The following is a 16,643-nucleotide window of genomic DNA, read 5'->3' as shown; positions in this document are numbered from 1 at the left end:
CTTCTCTTAATCCTTAATATAGTTAATTATCGAAGACATTGCCGACCTCGCATCCTTGTAGCCTTGATTGTATAGTTCTTCTAATCTTTGCGGGTTCCGTTCCATTCTACCGACCTTCAATGGCTGTGTGGGGCGGATAATCAAAACATTTCCTTTTTTCTCTTCCTTTTCTAGGTATTCGACTGTTTCATTATAAATTTCGTATCGGTTTCTGAGTGACTGTTGCAAACCCTTATATTCTGGATACTTACGATCAACAAGAAAATGAAATTTCGATGGCTTTTTCAAATAACCTTGATTTCTGGTTAAGATGACAATATTTTTTAAAAATCCATCCTGCTGTGCTTTCTTGATTGGGATAGGGTCGCTAATACCACCATCAAGTAATATTTTATCTTTAAAACGTACTTCAGGTGCAATAAACGGTAACGAACTGGAGGCACGCAACACAGTTAAAAGGTCATTTCCGTATTCTTGTTTTTTAAAATAAACAGGTTCTCCTGTGTGACAATCGGTCGTTCCAACGACAAATTCAGAAGGACTATTATAAAATATATCATAATGATATGGAACATGTTTATTTGGAATTTCATCAAAAATAAAATCCATGCCAAAAAATTGCCGATTTCGAAAATAATTTCTCCATGAAATGTATCTTGGGTCAGAAGCATATTCAATCGTAACGGTTTTATTTCTCCCTTTTTGCTCCGACAAATAAGAGGCAGCATTACATGCACCTGCAGAAACCCCTATTACATAAGGAAAAAATAACTGAGATTCTAAAAAGTATTCAAGGATGCCAGCAGTATACACCCCACGCATTCCTCCACCTTCTAGTACCAAACCGACTTGATTTTCCATGTTGCTTCTCCCTTTCATTGATAACATTAACCGTGATAGTTAATTGTCATTATAGTCCTTCTCTATTCATTTACAAAATGATATGACTTTGTTAAGAGGCTAGCTCTTGGATAAATAAGAAACAGGTAGTCCGCCTGTTTGGTTTCTTCTAAATAACTTTATTTTACATTTGGCCCAAAAAATCCTTTAAAACCCGACAATTTTTTTTGCCGGGTCCATTTCTCAAGATTATTTAATTAGCCTAAAAATTAACGGAAATCGATATTCATTTCCTTCAAAGGCTTTGATTGCTGCAATAATGGTGAATACAAAGAGCATTACGCCTAATATCGCTAGTGCTACAAAACCAATTAAGATGAGTGTTAATAATCCGCTAACAAAAAAGTAAACTGTATAGGAAATCAAAAAGTTAAAGTATTCCCTGCCGTGATAATCAATGAATGATGACTCATCCTTTTTTATTAACCAGATAACTAGCGGTGCGATTACTGGGAAAAATATACTTAACACATAAATACCAGCAGCAAACAACCTTTCATCTTGATTAACCATTTTCTATTCCCCCATTGGAATATATTTTTTACATTCATTAATATTTACGCCAATGGTTTTAAAAGGTTTCGTATCATTGAAAAAATTTATAGGATCAAACTTCTCCCTAGGCACGTAAATTGGTAAAATTAATAAAATAACTATTATCAACGTGCAGAAAGGTTTTATTATGACAAAAATACTTTTAAAAAACGCAACGGTATATCCAATTTCATCAGAACCAATCCATCACTGTGATGTCCTAATTGAAGCAGGGAAAATTAAAAAATTAGGCAAAAATTTAACGACAGACTTAAAAGTAGAAATAATCGATTGTGAGGATTTATTTCTTTTACCGGGCTTTATTGATGTTCATACTCACTTAGGTCTTTATGATGAAGGAACTGGCTGGGCTGGGAATGATGCAAATGAAACAGTCGAAGCCCTCACGCCCCATATTCGGGCAATTGATGGTGTTTATCCATTGGACCCAGCGTTCTCTGATGCCGTCAAAAGCGGCATTACAACTGTCCATGTCATGCCGGGAAGCGCCAACGTCATTGGCGGTACAACTTCAGTCATTAAAACTACTGGTAAAAATATAAAAAAAATGATTATCCAAGAAGTTTCAGGCTTAAAAATAGCCTTAGGGGAAAATCCAAAAAGAATTCATAGCCATGGGAATAATGATTCCATTACACGGATGGGGATTATGGGGATGCTAAGAGAAGCCTTCTACAAAGCCATCCATGCGGATAATCCCGAGGAGCCTAGAATTACTCCTATCGTGAAGGCCTTAAAAAGAGAAATTCCCGTAAGAATTCATGCTCATCGTGCGGACGATATTATTTCAGCGCTTCGTTTTGCAGAAGAGTTTAATCTGGATTTACGTATTGAGCACTGTACTGAAGGGCATTTAATAGCCAGTGAATTATCTGGAATGGGTTTAAAGGTTTCTGTAGGACCTACATTGACACGAAGGTCCAAGGTAGAATTAAAAAATAAAACATGGAAAACCTATCAAGAACTGACGAATCATGGTGTTGAAGTATCAATTATTACCGACCATCCTTATACACCAATTCAATACTTAAATATTTGTGCGAGCCTTGCTGTTCGAGAAGGATTATCCGAGAAAAAAGCACTAGAAGGAATCACCATATTACCAGCCAAAAATTTAAAAATAGACAATACCGTCGGAAGTATCGAAGAGGGTAAGGACGCAGATTTAGTGCTTTGGAGCCATCACCCATTCCATTACTTAGCAAAGCCAAAGTGGACGATGATTGGCGGTGAAATGATCTATCAATAAAGATAGATTAATGTTGAAAATTGGTAAAAAATATTATCGAAAAATACACAAAAAACCTATTTATTTTTTGGCTTTTTTCTTGTATTATACTGTAAGTGAAATGTTTTAGACCTGAATACTTTGGGGGTTTACGAACACAATTTGTTAACAAAAAAATGATATAGGGAAGGCAAATGGTGCGCCACCAGTTTTACTGGTCCTAGTGGGTTCGATTCCCACCCCGAAATTTTTTAGTAATTTTATAAAAAATTTCGAGGGTGGGCCGCTTCTTTTGACATGGGATCGGAATGCCCTAATGGAGGGATTTTCATGCTTAAAAAACGTGATCTTCATGACAGCCACACATTGTACGAATTAATGACGCACCCTGATGTCTTCCCTTTTGTACGCCAAAAAGCTGATTCTTATGAAGAATTTTTATTTATGACAAAACAAACCATAGAATCCGAAGAACGCGGTGAATTAATTTCACGGACCATTCTCGATGAATGGGGAGTGCCTATCGGAACAATTAATCTATTTGATATTGAGGACAACGCTGGTTTTTTAGGAACATGGCTTGGCAAGCCCTACCATGGCAAGGGGTATAATAGCCCGGCTAAGGATGCCTTTTTTCAAGAACTTTTTTATGAAACGGGAATTGAGACAGTTTTTATGCGCATCCGCAAGGTTAATATTCGCTCAATAAAAGCTGCTGAAAAACTTCCTTATGTAATAAAAGCAAATGAAAGTAGAAAATCTATTTATGAGCAATTAAACGCAAATGGTGAAGTATATGATTTATATGAGATTCCAAAGGATCAATACACCTTTTACCTTATGCGAAACGGTGCTGTTCAATCAGACGATTCACAATTGCTGGAGGCATAAAAAAAACAATCGGCCCTCGCCGATTGTTTTTATTTAGTTTTCAAGGAAAGAAATCTTCTTATTATTCCGTTAAATTTTGTTCCATGCTTTCGTTTACGTCATTAAGACCCATTTGGAGCAAAAATTCATCTAATTCCTCATTCGTCAATGTTTCAAAGCGGCCATCATGAAAAAATACTTGGGTTTGATTAGGGTTAATTCTGTTCATGTTAAAACTCATTTTCTTTGCTCCTTTCATAGATGATTATTTTCTATTGTCCACAAAAGAAGCTGTTTTCATTCCTGAAAATCAAATAGTTCAAAAAATTATACTAATTCTTAAGTACTTTACCTAATACGTCAAGTCCACCTGTGACAGGTATTATACTCCCAGTAATTAAATCGGATTTTTCATCCGTAAGGAAGGCAATTACTCTGGCAATATCTTCTCCTGTTCCTTGCCTTCCAATGGGGCGATCACCCATTGCTGCTATAGCATCCCCGATATTACTATCTTTCCATTCATTTATTATATCACCCGGACAAACCATATTAGCGGTTATCCCATGTTCTGCTTCTTCAATTGCAATTGTCCTTGTAAGTGACGCTACTCCTGTCTTCGCTGCAGCAAACGCAGAACGAAATATCCAACCTGGTGCGGTTTCGACTCGGTCATATCCGATTGTAATAATTCTTCCCCATTTTTGGTTTCGCATCGAAGGAATAATAAGTTTTGACAAATAAAATACAGCACTTAAGTTCCCTTGTAATATATAGTTCCATTCATCGAAGGAATAGTCTGTCAGCTTCTTTCTTTCATGTATGTATGGACCTGCATTATGAACTAAAACATCCACGGTTGAAAATTCAGCAAGGGATTCATCGACAATTCGGATACAATCCTCCATGTTCGAGACATCACCTTGAATCGCAATGTTATGCGTTCCATAATATTTAGTCAATTGGTTTGCTAAAGAAATAGCTTCTGCTTTACTATTACGATAGTTAATGACTAACTGATACCCATTTTCCGCGAGATATAAAGCAGTTTTTTTGCCAATACCAGAAGCTCCCCCCGTAATCAAAGCCGTTTTCTTTTTCACAAATCATTACCTCTCAATGTTTAGAATTTCTCTCTTAACTATATGTTAAAAAGAAACAATTATTTATGCAAATTTTAGTTCCATCTCTATAGTGAAAACTTGTTCCTCTGTAAAGGATGTAAGTTTTAATAACGAATGGGCAAATATTGGCATAGGATAAGATAGCTACAAAAGGTGGAAAGGATGAGACCATTGTTCCCTTGGGATAAATTTCCTTTTGATAACGATATGAAGGATAAGATAACAAAAATGAAGCCTGAAGAAATCAATAACTATGTTCAGGATATTATGGGGAAAATCATGCCCGCTAACATGAAAGGTGTGATGAACCCTCAAGAGATGTTTAAGGGTTTCCAATCGTCGGTATCCCCGCAGGAGCCAACGAGGAGTATATTGAATTCAACGGCCTTTGAGACCCATGATTTTGTGTATATTAGAATTCCAATCAAAAAAGAGGAATGGGTTAAACAGCTCCGTATTTTTCATACATCTAATCAACTAATTGTTGAGCATATTCCACAACATGAAGATAAACACACGATCATCCTTCCTGCAATTGTAAAAAAGAAGGGGGCAACTGCTACCTTCAAGGATCATATGCTTGAGGTGAAAATCCCTAAAAATGTTGATATGCAGTTTTCTCAAATTGATGTTACTGAAATTTCATGAACGTCATTAGAGTAAAGGACAGCCAATTTTTCTGTCCCTTAAATTTAATGACTTTCATCTTTCATCTTCATTCCATCCATGGAGTTTTTGGTGTTGGGATCCTCAGGTGCACTTGGGGTCCCAATGGTAAATTCTTTTTTAGGCATATTATGCATATCTCTTGCTGTAACGTGAGAAATGATATAATAAGTACCTTCTTGTGAGAAGGATCTTTCTAAGCGATATATTCCTTTTTCAGCATGCTTAATTTCTACCTTTTCATGCTTGTCATCCTTTGAACGCCAGATCTCAAAAATAACCTCAGCATCCTTCACTTGATCATTCCCCTGAGTAACCTTCGCTTCAAATGTAATCGGTTGATTCATTTTGCCTGGGTCCGGGTTAATGGATAACTCTACTTCTACCATTTGCGGTAGATTATCGGCTTGTTCTTTTTTATTACTGCACGAAATAACAATACTTAAACATAGAACAGTCACCAAAAAAACGAAAAGCTTTTTCAAGGTTCCTCTCTCCTAACATAATTCTTCCATTACTTCATTATGAATTTTAATTAACAATAGCTTGGCTTCTAGAGAAATCGTAGAATTAATCACTCTTTTGATTGCAGAATAGTATTTCTCATACATGTTTTTCCGGATCCTCGGGTGTGAGTTTTCATCTTGAAGCTCCCTTTTTATCGCTTCGACTAGGGTCACTTCACTACCTTTTCCTTCAGTTTCTAGTATACGATTATTCCAAATCTGCCGATATTCCTCTAGTAATTCATCGAAGGACACTCTTTCTTTCGACAAACAATCCCTCCCCTTTTATGTCTTCACTTGCATTGTTACATATTTACTAACACTATTGCAAAAAATACAATTTAACAAGTCAAAGAAAGGAGAAACCTTATGTCTACCCCTTATAAATGTCCAAATTGCAAAACGAATCGAAGCCGCTTTAATGTTATTCAACAAGTTTCCCAATCTGTTAAACTTGACCCTCAATCGGGAGCAGTAATCCGAGAGTATGGTGAAAATGATTTAGAACCCTTCCACCTCCCTTACAATGGACCAGAATTTCGAGTCCAATGCGGTGCCTGTGGTTTAATTGAGGATGAACGTACGTTTATCAAATTTGGCGAACAGCCGATATAATCTTCTTTACAAAAAAACATCCTAATTATTGGGTTGTCCAGTAATTAGGATGTTTTTTTTGTTTAGTGAAGATTATTTTCTTTTAGAAAATCCTTTGAATCCACTTTCCAAGCATCAATTGGTGAAAATCTTACCAGATGAATATCCCCTCTAAAGGATTGCCCGCCCCTGTTTTTTATAAACCAATCAATTTCGATGGGGACATCTAAACTAATTTCCTCGGTTAAATCCTCTGCTGGCAAAAGCTCCATTCGAGCAATTCTAACACTTTCTACATTCCCTAAAATCGGCTTCCAGTTTATTTTTTGTAAAGAAGCTTGGGAAGTAATCCGAACATCCTGCTGCTTCAATCCTGCAACATAGGCATTTATGACCTCATAGGGATTCGCCTTTCCTAAATACTGATTTAATTTGCCAGAAGCCTTCAAAACCATGAGCATATGTGATAAGTCCATTGAGTTGGTGCGATGAGTGGTACTCCCATAAAAATGAATACAAAAGTGACCTGGAAAGCTATTCGCTAATGCTCCAGCACCATGCGGCATTCCATGCATCGAGCCCGCTATCCATTGATCATTATGAATAACAATAATAGCTCGGCGTTTCCAACTCCATTTACCCCCGTATATTCTTTTCATTACCTTCGTGTCTTTTGTGGTTAATGGCTGTACATCCGCATGGTGGCTTCCCGCTCGTCGTTGCACCTTGAACTTTCTTCCCGTTTCCACGTCCATTACCGTAAATTTTGTGTACTTTGGCAGGATTTGATTAACTTCTTTCCAATTTAACATCTCAATTTTATAGCTGATTGTTGATGCTGCTTTTACCCCTTGGCCATTTAGGAGGATAAGAATTAACATTAAAAAAATGACTACCCTCTTCATCGTATCCTCCTTTTACAAAAAACTTTGCTACATTAAAAGAGTTACCTGAAGAGGAAATTATCATTCATTCAATCATGGTATTTTTCTTACTTTTCAAGATTTTCTAATTGTGTTTCAATCCCATTCCAATTTATACCTTCACCAATAAACACAAGGTTTAATCGCATATTCATGTCTTCTTTTAGATAAATCGGCATGCCATAAGAAAACTGAAATAAAAAAGGCAGGTCCGAATGATCAAACTTAACATAGCCCTTTATACGGTAAATTGTATCTGGTAATCGTTTTAAGAAATTCTCAAATTCAGCATGGCTAATGGCAGTTTTAAATTGATAAACAAATGTCGTTAAATTTATAGTTACTCGTTGTGACTCTTTCTTTTCCTTTTCAAAGGATACAGAAAGCTTTCTCAGCTGTTCAGTTGGCACCTGTGAATAATTAGTAAGAAGGCATCTTGCATTTGAATTAATGGATTGAATCTCGAATATTATCTTTGCTTGCTCATTCTCTTTTAATTCATTCATTTTGTTGATAATAATGAAGTCAGCATGCCTTACTTGCTCAAGGATCAATTGCTGAAGCTGGGGACTTAAGGATTTTCTTTCCATCCATCTCTTGCCATCGACTGTTGTTAGGATCCCTTTAATCAATAATTTATCTGCAAACAATGGGGAAAGGATCGCATCCAAAACCTCCACAGGATGGGCAGCACCGGTTGTTTCGATATAGATCACTTCTGGTTTTTCATCTAATAATAATCCTTGCAACTGGGCTTCAAGTTTGTCTTGGATGGAGCAGCAAATACATCCTCCTAACAATTCTTTTAAGGAAACATCCTCACCCTCAACTGCATCAGAGTCTATCGAGACCTTACCTAATTCATTCATCATGACAGCTGTTTTTCTTCCTAACCTTTGTTCATCTTCTAACAATCGTTTTAAAAGGGTGGTTTTCCCGCTTCCCAAAAATCCTGATAAAATATAAACCTCAGCTTTTTTCATCCTCAATTTCCTTTCAATGGTATTAATTGTACTCTAAAAAAATGACCCAACTCCGGGGAGTCGGGTTACTTTTTTTATTATTTCATTGTTCCCTTTAATACTTTAATCGCCTCTTGCATTTGTGTATCACTTGTTTTTATTTTGTCCCTTAATAACTCCATTAGTTTCATGGTGGAATCACCTTTTAAAATACCATTGACTGGGAGTTTTTGAGCTTTTTGGAAGGCAGTAACGGCATCTTGTGTCTTTTGATCGAAAAATCCATCTGTCCGACCTGGATCATACCCAATCGCTTTGAGCATTTTTTGGGCAGTTTGTACTTCCGTAGATGATGTAGATAGTTTCAGTTCCTTATCGGGATTAATAATTGTTAGAGTTGCATATTCAGGCAGGGCTACTGCTACATCAGGATTTATCCCCTTTTTATGAATCCAATTCCCGTTTGGTGTCAACCATTTCGCCGTGGTGAATTTAAGATTTGAGCCATCCTTGAAGTCTGAAGCAGTCTGGACTGTTCCCTTACCAAAAGACTTCTCTCCGACTAGCTTAACACCAGCAGATTCTTTTACAGCTGCAGCAAGAATTTCTGACGCACTGGCACTACCTTTATCAATTAAAACAACCAAAGGAAGATTTGGGTTCCCTTCATTTTGCGAAGGATATTCCTTAATCTTTCCCTTTCGGTCTTCTACTTTTAAAATAAGTTTCCCTTTTGGAACGAACATGCTCGAAATCGAGATGGCTTGGTCCAATAAACCTCCTGGATTTTGTCGCAAGTCTAATACTAGACCCTTCATTCCTTTCTTATTCAAGTCATTCAAGGTCTCAACTAGTTCCTTAGACGTATTACTGGAAAAGCTCGTAATTTGAACTTTAGCAACCCCGTCTCCAACCATTTCACCGTAAACAGTTTCAATTGGTATCTCATCACGGATAATTGGCACAGTCATTGGAGCTGCTGTACCAGGGCGTTGGACAGACAACTCAACCTTTGTACCCTTTTTCCCACGAATCAGCGTTACTGCTTGAGTAGAATTCATCCCTTGGAGGCTTTTTCCATTCACGGACATAATCATGTCATTTGGTTTTAAACCAGCTTTTTCTGCAGGAGATCCTTTTATTGGAGACACAATCACGATGTGCCCATCCTTTTCCTGAATTTCAGCGCCAATCCCTTCAAAAGATGAAGAAATGCTGCCATGAAAGCTTTCTGCTTCTTCATTACTCATATAGTCTGAATAGGGATCATCCAGCGACTCCACCATCCCATTTATTGCACCATTAATGACCTTTTTTTGATCAATATCCTTAAAATAACCACTTTTCAATGTATCATATGCTTCATAAAGTTTATCAAATTCTGGTCTTTCTGTTCCAACTGTAACGACCTTATCTTCTCCAAATGCTAGGGCAAACGTTGTAATTCCTGCAGATAGAAACACAACCATAAACAACAGCATGATAAAATGGAATTTTTTTAAACGTATGTGTCCTGATTTGTTTGCTGATCCTTGCTCTTGTTCAACGTTTGCTTCTTCCGCTTTGATCTGTTCAATTTTCTCGTCTTTCAAATCCTTCACCACTTTCATTAACCATAAAAATAAGAAATGATCCAGCGAAAATTTTCTTATTAGGTGCTCGATGGATTTCCAAATTTTCAAAAGCTATTATCAGATACTTTTAAAAAATAACCCTTAGTGATTAGAATAACATCTTTCGTATAAAATTAACAAAGAAAAGTTAATGAAATTATAATAAGATCACAAATAAATTTTCACAATAAACGGCACCTACCAAATGGTAAGTGCCGTTTATTTTTATCCTACATCATAACCTTGATCTTCGACGGCTTCTTTAAGCTTCCCAACTGAGGCTTTACTTAAATCATGACCAACCATAACCTTGCCATCTTTTAATGAAACATTAACTTCCGTTACACCTTCTAAATTGAGAAGTGCTGTTTTCACTGCCTTTTCACAATGTCCGCATGTCATTCCTGTAACCTGTAATGTTGTTTTCTCCATGAAAATTACCTCACTTTACATTTATATTTTAACTCGCTTCAAACGAAGGGCGTTAGACACTACTGATACTGAACTAAACGCCATGGCTGCACCAGCAACCCAAGGGGCTAACAAGCCAAGTGCCGCAATTGGAATCCCCCCTGAATTATAAACAAGCGCCCAAAAGAGGTTTTGGCGAATATTTTGCATCGTTAATTTACTTAAACCCATTGCCTTTGGAATCAAGGTTAATTCCCCGCCAAGAATCGTTATATCAGCAGCTTCAATCGCTACATCAGTACCCGTACCTATTGCAATCCCTATATCAGCTACGACAAGGGCTGGTGCATCATTTATTCCATCGCCAACCATGGCCACTTTTAGACCTTGCAGCTGTAGTTCTTTGACATGATTGGCCTTTTCCTCGGGAAGGACTTCTGCAATAACATTAGTAATGCCGACTTGATTCGCAATAGCTTTAGCCGTACGTTCATTATCACCAGTTAACATAAACACTTTAATACCTAATTGGTTTAATTGCTGTACCGCCATTTTAGCTGTCTCTTTTACTGTATCGGCAACAGCAACTACACCCATAATAGTGGAATTTATGGCAATAAACATAGCTGTTTTCCCTTCGTTCTCCAATCGGGTTAGGTCTTGGTCTCCCGTAATGCTGGGAATATTTTTTAGAGCCATAAGTTTACTGGTGCCTACAAATATTTCATCATCGCCTATTTTTGCTTCAATTCCATAACCAGGTACTGCCTTAAACCGTTTGACAGGCAGGGTACTTGATCTTTTTTCAACCCCATATTTTACGATTGCTTCGGCAAGTGGATGTTCAGAAGACTTTTCTGCTGAAACGAGGTATTGGAGTACTTTTTTCTCGTCCTGATAGGCTATAAAATCTGTAACTGTAGGATGTCCTTTTGTAATCGTGCCGGTTTTATCAAGGACGATTGCATTAATTTTATGGGCTGCTTCTAAATGCTCTCCACCTTTAAAAAGAATCCCCATTTCAGCTCCTTTACCTGTACCCACCATGATAGATGTTGGAGTGGCTAGTCCTAACGCACATGGACAAGCTATAACAAGAACAGCAATCGCTGTTTCTAATGCGGAAGGGAAATCTCCAGGATTCACAAAAAAGTACCAAATTAAAAAAGTAAACATTGAGATTGCAACCACAACAGGCACAAAATAACCTGAAATTGTATCTGCTACCCGTTGGATTGGGGCTTTGCTGCCTTGGGCTTCTTCGACAATTTTAATTATTCCAGCAAGTGCTGTGTCTTTGCCAATCTTCATTGCTTTTATGGTCAGGGTGCCATTCTTATTGATCGTTGAACCAATGACATTGTCCCCAACAGATTTTTCCACTGGGATTGACTCACCGGTTATCATTGCTTCATCAACAGAAGATTGCCCTAAGGTTACTATTCCATCGACAGGAATTTTTTCCCCTGGCTTAACTAATAAGTAGTCAGAAACTTTCACTTCCTCAATTGGAATTTGAAGCTCCTTACCTTCTCTTAGTACAGTGGCTTCTTTTGCTTGGAGACTTAACAACTTCGATATGGCAAGCGTTGTTTTCCCTTTGGCCATCGTTTCAAATAATTTCCCTAATAGAATTAAAGTAATCAGTACAGCACTTGTTTCAAAATATAGATGTGGCATATAGTTAGTGTTACCAATTGTTTTCAATCCTTCAGCAAAGCTATAAAAATATGCTGCTGATGTTCCTAACGAGACAAGGACATCCATATTAGCACTTTTATTTTTCAGGGCCTTAAAAGCACCCATATAAAACTGACCACCTATATAAAATTGCACAGGCGTTGCCAATAGTAATTGAAACCATGGATTCATCAAAAAATGTGGCATTGGTAAACCAAAATCAACAGGCAAATGGGAAAGCATCGTATATAGAAGCGGTATTGACAGAATTACCGACAGAAGAAATATACGTTTTTTCTGTTTAATTTCCGCATCTTTATGCTGCTGTTTGGTATCCCTTTGAACCTTTTCTGTTGCTTCATAACCAAGATTTTCTATTTTAGTAATAATATCATTACTTGAAACCAGTTCTGTATCGAAAGAAATAGCTGCACTTTCCATTGCCAAATTGACATTTGCCTCAACACTGTCCATTTTATTGAGGACTTTCTCGATTCTCGTTGAACAGGCTGCACAGGTCATTCCAGAAATGTCTAATTTGAGCTGCTCTTTCATTTGGATCACCTCTTTTATATACTATACCCCCGCAGTGTATATTTGGTCAAAGGATTTTTACCGAAAATAATACTAGATTTAATTTAAGCCTAATTTTGAAGTCTTTCGATGATTTTTGTCACAGAGGAGTTTTGTTTTTTATTTATTCTCCTTTTTGGTAGTGAGTTCCTGTTAATTACTAAAATAAAAAGCCTCATCCTATTTGGAAAAGGCTCCTGTTGATTATTCTTTTATCGCTGCTTCTAAAGCTACTTCTATCATATCGTTAAAGGTTAATTGTCTTTCTTCGGCTGTTGTTTCTTCACCTGTTAAGATGTGATCACTAACTGTTAGAACGGAAAGTGCTTTCCGATCAAATTTAGCGGCTAATGTATAAAGGGCGGTGGTCTCCATTTCGATCGCCAGGATTTGATATTTAGCCCATTTTTCAAGTTCAGCGTTATCATTATAGAATGAATCTGCTGTAAAAATATTTCCTACTTTCAAGTTAAGTCCTTTTGCCACCCCTGCATCATATGCCTTACGAAGTAAATCAAAGTTTGCTGTAGGGGCAAAATCGACATGACCAAACGTTAAACGATTCATATTTGAGTCGGTTGAGCTTGTCATTGCCAAAATGACATCACGAACCTTTACATCTTTTTGAATGGCTCCACATGTTCCAACACGAATTAGATTTTGGACATTATAGCTTTGCATAAGTTCATTAATATAAATAGAAATGGAAGGAACACCCATTCCAGTTCCTTGTACAGAAATTCTTTTTCCTTTATACGTCCCAGTAAATCCGAACATATTACGAACTTCGTTGTAACATTTTGCATCATCTAGAAATGTTTCTGCAATATATTTTGCCCGAAGCGGGTCCCCTGGCAGTAATACTGTTTCAGCAATTTCGTTTTCCTTCGCACCAATATGTACACTCATCTATATTCCTCCAATCAATAACTACAGCCGTATTAAAACTGTTTCATTGACAATATATCATATACAATTTCTAATGAGAAACTCTGCAATGAAACAGACATGAATTTATTATTTTGTGGGAAGCTATTTTTAAGATTGGAGGGAGATCATTCATGGGTAAAAAACATCGAAGCCGCACCAATTCACCGAAGAAAAATAATCACATCCCTGCTGAGGCCATTGTGGCTGAACATGAGGCACATGCAAAAGAGCACAATGCAACTGGTGGAAGAAAGCACTGAGCTAAAAAAACCTAAGGAATATTGTCCTTAGGTTTTTAGTTTACAGAAGAACTATTCTGTTAATAGGAAACCAACCACCAGGTTTTAATTGATAATAATGCTGTCCTCCCCTGCCTTCGTCAATTAACACAATATCCCCTGTTGAAAGAAATCTGCCTTGATAATCTGCAGGGATTCTGTCAGTAACATTAAAGCGGCTGAAAGTTTCCTCTAAGCATTGCACTCGGCTATTTGCTGGAATAGTGGTCCGAAAAACCTCTTTATGCCCTTTATTTTCACGGTATTTTGGAGTTTGAAAGATCGTCACATCATATTGTATACATGCTCTTTTTGTTAATACTTTGATCATCATATACCTCCAATTATTAGTATTAATTGCTTATTCTAATAATTAGCGATGGACATTGTCGATTCCTTCTTGAAATTCCCGCTATTTTTGTCGAATTGCACTTTTTTATCCAGCAAAGATGATTTTTATCGAATCAAGCGTTTCAATATACATAAAAACAATAGGACCAAAATGGCCCTATTGTCAGGATTTTATGAATATCGTTGAATTACACTTTGAATTTTTTGTTGTAAATTCGGGATATCTGCATTTGAAACTGACAAGCGTACATTGGTCTCATCTGCACCCATTGCCTCTGAAAACAATCCTGATAGCCCTCTTGCCCGACGGTCCACTTGGAACATGATATCAAGCATGCCATTTCCAGACGGGAAGAAAACTACTTCTAGTTCATCTAATCTGCCACGAAATAAACCTGCAGTAGGTACAAACTCAAATTCTTGAACAAACGGTAAACGTCCCCGTAATCGCCGCGGTGCTTCTTCACAATCGGCTTCTCGAATCTTAAATCCTAAATTATCAATAGCATTAAACACAGCAGACATAAGTGAGTTAGGGACAACTTTTAGATAATCTTTATCGCTTGGGTCCACACCGCCTTTAATATCTAGACCGGTAGTTACCCAAATCTTTGACCTGCCAATGGAAAGCGGCGTATCCAAAGGAAGTTGAAAGGAAAATGGAAGGTCTTTTTTCTCATTTGCACGAATGACAAAAGGAGTAGTTAATCGAAACTTTTCGATCGCAGCAGTGACGGTATACTTTTTGTCATCTGACTCTCTTAAATAGGTGGTATTTAAGGTGAGATAAATCTCATCAACCTGCTGATCGATCTTGCCTCCTTTAATTTCAACTACTCCGTTAACAGTCTCCCCCGGCATATAAGTATCTTTTTCAAGCTTTGTGTCCACTGCTGCTGACCCAATTCCTACGCTGGCAAATACTTTGTTAAAAAATGACATTTTTTCTCCCCCTAGATTAAGTACAAATTTATTATTTCAGCTCTTATTTGGGCACAGTTTTCATATGCTGGTTCAATCTGTAAGAGCTTTCTAATTATGTGTTTGGCCTGATTCGAAATTTCCAATTCCTCTTCCCAGCTTTTTTCCTGTTTGTGTTGTGGAAAAGTAAAATTTGAATACAGCAAAAACAATAGGAAATGTCCCAATCCATAAAAATCCGCTTGGCAGTTAACCTCTTTACGGATATTGTTTTCCTTTGTTGTCTGAACTGCTGTTTCAAGATTAAGATGTCTTCCTAACCCTAAATCAATTAGCCTAATCTTAGCACCATCCGAAATGACATTTGGGATTCGGATATCTCTGTGGATTATTTTATGATTGTGCAGATATTCAATCGGATTTAGTAATTCATAGACGATTTGAAAAGCTTCTTTTTCAGAGACTTTCTTTCCTTCAGCAAAAATAAGCTGTTCAAAGTTCATCCCCTCAATAAATTCCATTGTGTAAAAAGGAATGTTGTTAAAGGTACCACCCTCAAAATATCTTGGAAAACCAGGATGTTCAATCGAACTTAACAGTTCTTTCTCATATTCAAAGTCAATTCGACCTGATTGCGTTAATCTTTTATGGAGTCGCAAGGCTTTTAGAACCTTTTTTTGCTTTGATTCCAGATCATATACCAAGTAACTATGACCGTAACCACCTGCTCCGAGATGTCTAATGACCTTGTATCGATCAGCGATGAGCTTATCATTTGGGAACAGTTGTTCAAATAAATTGGAAAATAGGAATGCAATTCTTTTTATCATGAGAAGGGCACCTTGCTAGCTGCTAAAAAAACTTCTACTTTTATACTTCTTTTTATAATGATGATGTCCTAGGTTGTTGTGCTTATAATGATTTCTTCTCTTCCAGGCATCACTTGAAGAGCTATAATGATGGTGATTGTGAAGCTTACTTTTGAAAATTAATTTAAGGATTTTTTTTAACAATTCTTTCCCCTCCTTAGCTTCGTAAACATTCATACGTTTAGAAAAAATAAAGGTTTCATGATTAGCGAAATTTATTAAATATGATGATCCAATGTACTTTGGCTAAAGGTTTTTTTAACGAGAACAACAAAAAGCGAGCACCGAATGCTCGTCTTCTGTATTAATCTATATTAAAAGGAAAAGACTATTTCCTTCTATTTGATTAATTAATTTTTTATTCATCCTCTTCTTCTTCGTCGATAATACTCTTCTCAATTAAATATTCGAAAGTTATGTCTGCAATTTCCTCTAATTCTTCTTCACTAGGAACGTATCCCCTTTTTACAAGCTCATGAAAGAAAAATTCGGCAATCTCTTCAGTATCAATAAATACTTCAATTTCTCTCATAGCATCGCCCCCTTTTTAGAGAATGTATGATGTACATGGCCTTTTCATGCTATTTACTTTTAGGACCTAACTGAATATCCATTTCCAAAGTGAACGAGGATTTATTAACCCTTTAAATTTCAATAAGAGATAAGTCTTTTTTGGATTGGACAAGCAT

General features: G+C 36.9%; 20 protein-coding genes and 1 pseudogene. 5 read left to right on the top strand and 16 right to left on the bottom strand.

Going from position 1 to position 16,643, the window contains the following annotated elements; all coding sequences use genetic code 11:
* Positions 1-6 precede the first annotated feature (6 nt).
* Both J7E67_RS21010 and J7E67_RS21005 read right to left on the bottom strand, forming a co-directional pair.
* Entirely contained in the window at positions 7-861 is an 855-nt protein-coding gene (locus tag J7E67_RS21010) for a patatin-like phospholipase family protein (RefSeq protein WP_214712555.1), read from the bottom strand.
* 228 nt (positions 862-1,089) lie between these two features.
* Positions 1,090-1,413, bottom strand: coding sequence for a DUF4870 domain-containing protein (locus tag J7E67_RS21005; RefSeq protein ID WP_088088653.1), 324 nt, complete (start codon positions 1,411-1,413; stop codon positions 1,090-1,092).
* A 169-nt stretch (positions 1,414-1,582) separates the two neighbouring features.
* Between J7E67_RS21005 and J7E67_RS21000 the strand changes: the two genes are divergently transcribed.
* Both J7E67_RS21000 and J7E67_RS20995 read left to right on the top strand, forming a co-directional pair.
* On the top strand, positions 1,583-2,704 hold the full coding sequence (locus tag J7E67_RS21000) for an amidohydrolase (RefSeq protein WP_214712553.1): 1,122 nt from the start codon (positions 1,583-1,585) through the stop codon (positions 2,702-2,704).
* A 309-nt stretch (positions 2,705-3,013) separates the two neighbouring features.
* Positions 3,014-3,574, top strand: a complete 561-nt coding sequence (locus J7E67_RS20995) for a GNAT family N-acetyltransferase (RefSeq protein WP_214712551.1) — start codon at positions 3,014-3,016, stop codon at positions 3,572-3,574.
* Positions 3,575-3,635: 61 nt separating this feature from the next.
* On the opposite strand, the gene J7E67_RS20990 is transcribed toward J7E67_RS20995, so the two are convergent.
* Together J7E67_RS20990 and J7E67_RS20985 are read right to left on the bottom strand one after the other, a co-directional pair.
* The gene (locus tag J7E67_RS20990) at positions 3,636-3,794 is read right to left on the bottom strand and encodes a hypothetical protein (RefSeq protein ID WP_179195904.1); all 159 of its coding nucleotides are present in this window, start codon (positions 3,792-3,794) and stop codon (positions 3,636-3,638) included.
* A 91-nt stretch (positions 3,795-3,885) separates the two neighbouring features.
* Entirely contained in the window at positions 3,886-4,656 is a 771-nt protein-coding gene (locus tag J7E67_RS20985; protein WP_214712550.1) for an SDR family oxidoreductase, read from the bottom strand.
* 183 nt (positions 4,657-4,839) lie between these two features.
* Here J7E67_RS20985 and J7E67_RS20980 point away from each other — a divergent pair, with 183 nt between their 5' ends.
* Entirely contained in the window at positions 4,840-5,325 is a 486-nt protein-coding gene (locus tag J7E67_RS20980) for an Hsp20/alpha crystallin family protein (protein WP_308160392.1), read from the top strand.
* Positions 5,326-5,369: 44 nt separating this feature from the next.
* On the opposite strand, the gene J7E67_RS20975 is transcribed toward J7E67_RS20980, so the two are convergent.
* The gene (locus J7E67_RS20975; RefSeq protein ID WP_214712548.1) at positions 5,370-5,828 is read right to left on the bottom strand and encodes a FixH family protein; all 459 of its coding nucleotides are present in this window, start codon (positions 5,826-5,828) and stop codon (positions 5,370-5,372) included.
* A gap of 12 nt (positions 5,829-5,840) precedes the next feature.
* Positions 5,841-6,119: a hypothetical protein gene (locus J7E67_RS20970; RefSeq protein WP_214712546.1), complete on the bottom strand. Its 279-nt coding sequence runs from the start codon at positions 6,117-6,119 to the stop codon at positions 5,841-5,843.
* Between the two features lie 99 nt (positions 6,120-6,218).
* Here J7E67_RS20970 and J7E67_RS20965 point away from each other — a divergent pair, with 99 nt between their 5' ends.
* Positions 6,219-6,464: a DNA alkylation repair protein gene (locus tag J7E67_RS20965; RefSeq protein WP_168244799.1), complete on the top strand. Its 246-nt coding sequence runs from the start codon at positions 6,219-6,221 to the stop codon at positions 6,462-6,464.
* Between the two features lie 62 nt (positions 6,465-6,526).
* On the opposite strand, the gene J7E67_RS20960 is transcribed toward J7E67_RS20965, so the two are convergent.
* From J7E67_RS20960 to deoD, 6 genes and pseudogenes are all read right to left on the bottom strand, one after another.
* Positions 6,527-7,348, bottom strand: a complete 822-nt coding sequence (locus J7E67_RS20960; protein WP_214712545.1) for a hypothetical protein — start codon at positions 7,346-7,348, stop codon at positions 6,527-6,529.
* A gap of 86 nt (positions 7,349-7,434) precedes the next feature.
* The gene (locus J7E67_RS20955) at positions 7,435-8,349 is read right to left on the bottom strand and encodes a CobW family GTP-binding protein (RefSeq protein ID WP_214712543.1); all 915 of its coding nucleotides are present in this window, start codon (positions 8,347-8,349) and stop codon (positions 7,435-7,437) included.
* 77 nt (positions 8,350-8,426) lie between these two features.
* Complete coding sequence (locus tag J7E67_RS20950; protein ID WP_251026915.1) at positions 8,427-9,809, bottom strand: lmo1851 family serine protease; 1,383 nt, start codon at positions 9,807-9,809, stop codon at positions 8,427-8,429.
* 357 nt (positions 9,810-10,166) lie between these two features.
* Positions 10,167-10,373 carry a copper chaperone CopZ gene (copZ, locus tag J7E67_RS20945; protein ID WP_088088662.1) on the bottom strand — a complete coding sequence of 69 codons (207 nt, stop codon included), beginning with the start codon at positions 10,371-10,373 and terminating at the stop codon, positions 10,167-10,169.
* Positions 10,374-10,394: 21 nt separating this feature from the next.
* Positions 10,395-12,581 (bottom strand): annotated as a pseudogene (locus J7E67_RS20940) (heavy metal translocating P-type ATPase); the annotation flags it as partial.
* 228 nt (positions 12,582-12,809) lie between these two features.
* Positions 12,810-13,514 carry a purine-nucleoside phosphorylase gene (gene deoD / locus J7E67_RS20935; protein WP_168244803.1) on the bottom strand — a complete coding sequence of 235 codons (705 nt, stop codon included), beginning with the start codon at positions 13,512-13,514 and terminating at the stop codon, positions 12,810-12,812.
* A gap of 152 nt (positions 13,515-13,666) precedes the next feature.
* On the opposite strand from deoD, the gene J7E67_RS31885 reads away from it, so the two are divergent.
* Positions 13,667-13,795 (top strand): hypothetical protein, encoded by a 129-nt coding sequence (locus J7E67_RS31885; protein WP_088088665.1) that lies wholly within the window; start codon positions 13,667-13,669, stop codon positions 13,793-13,795.
* A gap of 40 nt (positions 13,796-13,835) precedes the next feature.
* Here J7E67_RS31885 and J7E67_RS20930 read toward each other — a convergent pair whose 3' ends face one another.
* The 4 genes from J7E67_RS20930 to J7E67_RS20915 form a co-directional block, all read right to left on the bottom strand.
* Positions 13,836-14,147, bottom strand: coding sequence for a YodL domain-containing protein (locus J7E67_RS20930; protein ID WP_214712540.1), 312 nt, complete (start codon positions 14,145-14,147; stop codon positions 13,836-13,838).
* Positions 14,148-14,335: 188 nt separating this feature from the next.
* Positions 14,336-15,106, bottom strand: a complete 771-nt coding sequence (locus tag J7E67_RS20925) for a sporulation protein (RefSeq protein WP_214712539.1) — start codon at positions 15,104-15,106, stop codon at positions 14,336-14,338.
* Positions 15,107-15,117: 11 nt separating this feature from the next.
* Positions 15,118-15,915, bottom strand: a complete 798-nt coding sequence (locus J7E67_RS20920) for a serine/threonine protein kinase (RefSeq protein ID WP_214712537.1) — start codon at positions 15,913-15,915, stop codon at positions 15,118-15,120.
* A 397-nt stretch (positions 15,916-16,312) separates the two neighbouring features.
* The gene (locus J7E67_RS20915; protein WP_066256754.1) at positions 16,313-16,486 is read right to left on the bottom strand and encodes a YozD family protein; all 174 of its coding nucleotides are present in this window, start codon (positions 16,484-16,486) and stop codon (positions 16,313-16,315) included.
* Positions 16,487-16,643 lie beyond the last annotated feature (157 nt).

It is taken from the genome of Bacillus sp. ISL-46, assembly GCF_018613205.1.
Note: the sequence above shows the minus strand (reverse complement) of the source record. Positions and strands in the feature narration are given on the sequence as shown.

Coding starts and splice junctions, on each gene's coding strand:
- J7E67_RS21010 (WP_214712555.1), bottom strand. CDS start 861: ATGGAAAATCAAGTCGGTTTGGTACTAGAAGGTGGAGGAATGCGTGGG.
- J7E67_RS21005 (WP_088088653.1), bottom strand. CDS start 1,413: ATGGTTAATCAAGATGAAAGGTTGTTTGCTGCTGGTATTTATGTGTTA.
- J7E67_RS21000 (WP_214712553.1), top strand. CDS start 1,583: ATGACAAAAATACTTTTAAAAAACGCAACGGTATATCCAATTTCATCA.
- J7E67_RS20995 (WP_214712551.1), top strand. CDS start 3,014: ATGCTTAAAAAACGTGATCTTCATGACAGCCACACATTGTACGAATTA.
- J7E67_RS20990 (WP_179195904.1), bottom strand. CDS start 3,794: ATGAGTTTTAACATGAACAGAATTAACCCTAATCAAACCCAAGTATTT.
- J7E67_RS20980 (WP_308160392.1), top strand. CDS start 4,840: ATGAGACCATTGTTCCCTTGGGATAAATTTCCTTTTGATAACGATATG.
- J7E67_RS20965 (WP_168244799.1), top strand. CDS start 6,219: ATGTCTACCCCTTATAAATGTCCAAATTGCAAAACGAATCGAAGCCGC.
- J7E67_RS20960 (WP_214712545.1), bottom strand. CDS start 7,348: ATGAAGAGGGTAGTCATTTTTTTAATGTTAATTCTTATCCTCCTAAAT.
- J7E67_RS20955 (WP_214712543.1), bottom strand. CDS start 8,349: ATGAAAAAAGCTGAGGTTTATATTTTATCAGGATTTTTGGGAAGCGGG.
- J7E67_RS20950 (WP_251026915.1), bottom strand. CDS start 9,809: ATGCTGTTGTTTATGGTTGTGTTTCTATCTGCAGGAATTACAACGTTT.
- copZ (WP_088088662.1), bottom strand. CDS start 10,373: ATGGAGAAAACAACATTACAGGTTACAGGAATGACATGCGGACATTGT.
- deoD (WP_168244803.1), bottom strand. CDS start 13,514: ATGAGTGTACATATTGGTGCGAAGGAAAACGAAATTGCTGAAACAGTA.
- J7E67_RS31885 (WP_088088665.1), top strand. CDS start 13,667: ATGGGTAAAAAACATCGAAGCCGCACCAATTCACCGAAGAAAAATAAT.
- J7E67_RS20930 (WP_214712540.1), bottom strand. CDS start 14,147: ATGATGATCAAAGTATTAACAAAAAGAGCATGTATACAATATGATGTG.
- J7E67_RS20925 (WP_214712539.1), bottom strand. CDS start 15,106: ATGTCATTTTTTAACAAAGTATTTGCCAGCGTAGGAATTGGGTCAGCA.
- J7E67_RS20920 (WP_214712537.1), bottom strand. CDS start 15,915: ATGATAAAAAGAATTGCATTCCTATTTTCCAATTTATTTGAACAACTG.
- J7E67_RS20915 (WP_066256754.1), bottom strand. CDS start 16,486: ATGAGAGAAATTGAAGTATTTATTGATACTGAAGAGATTGCCGAATTT.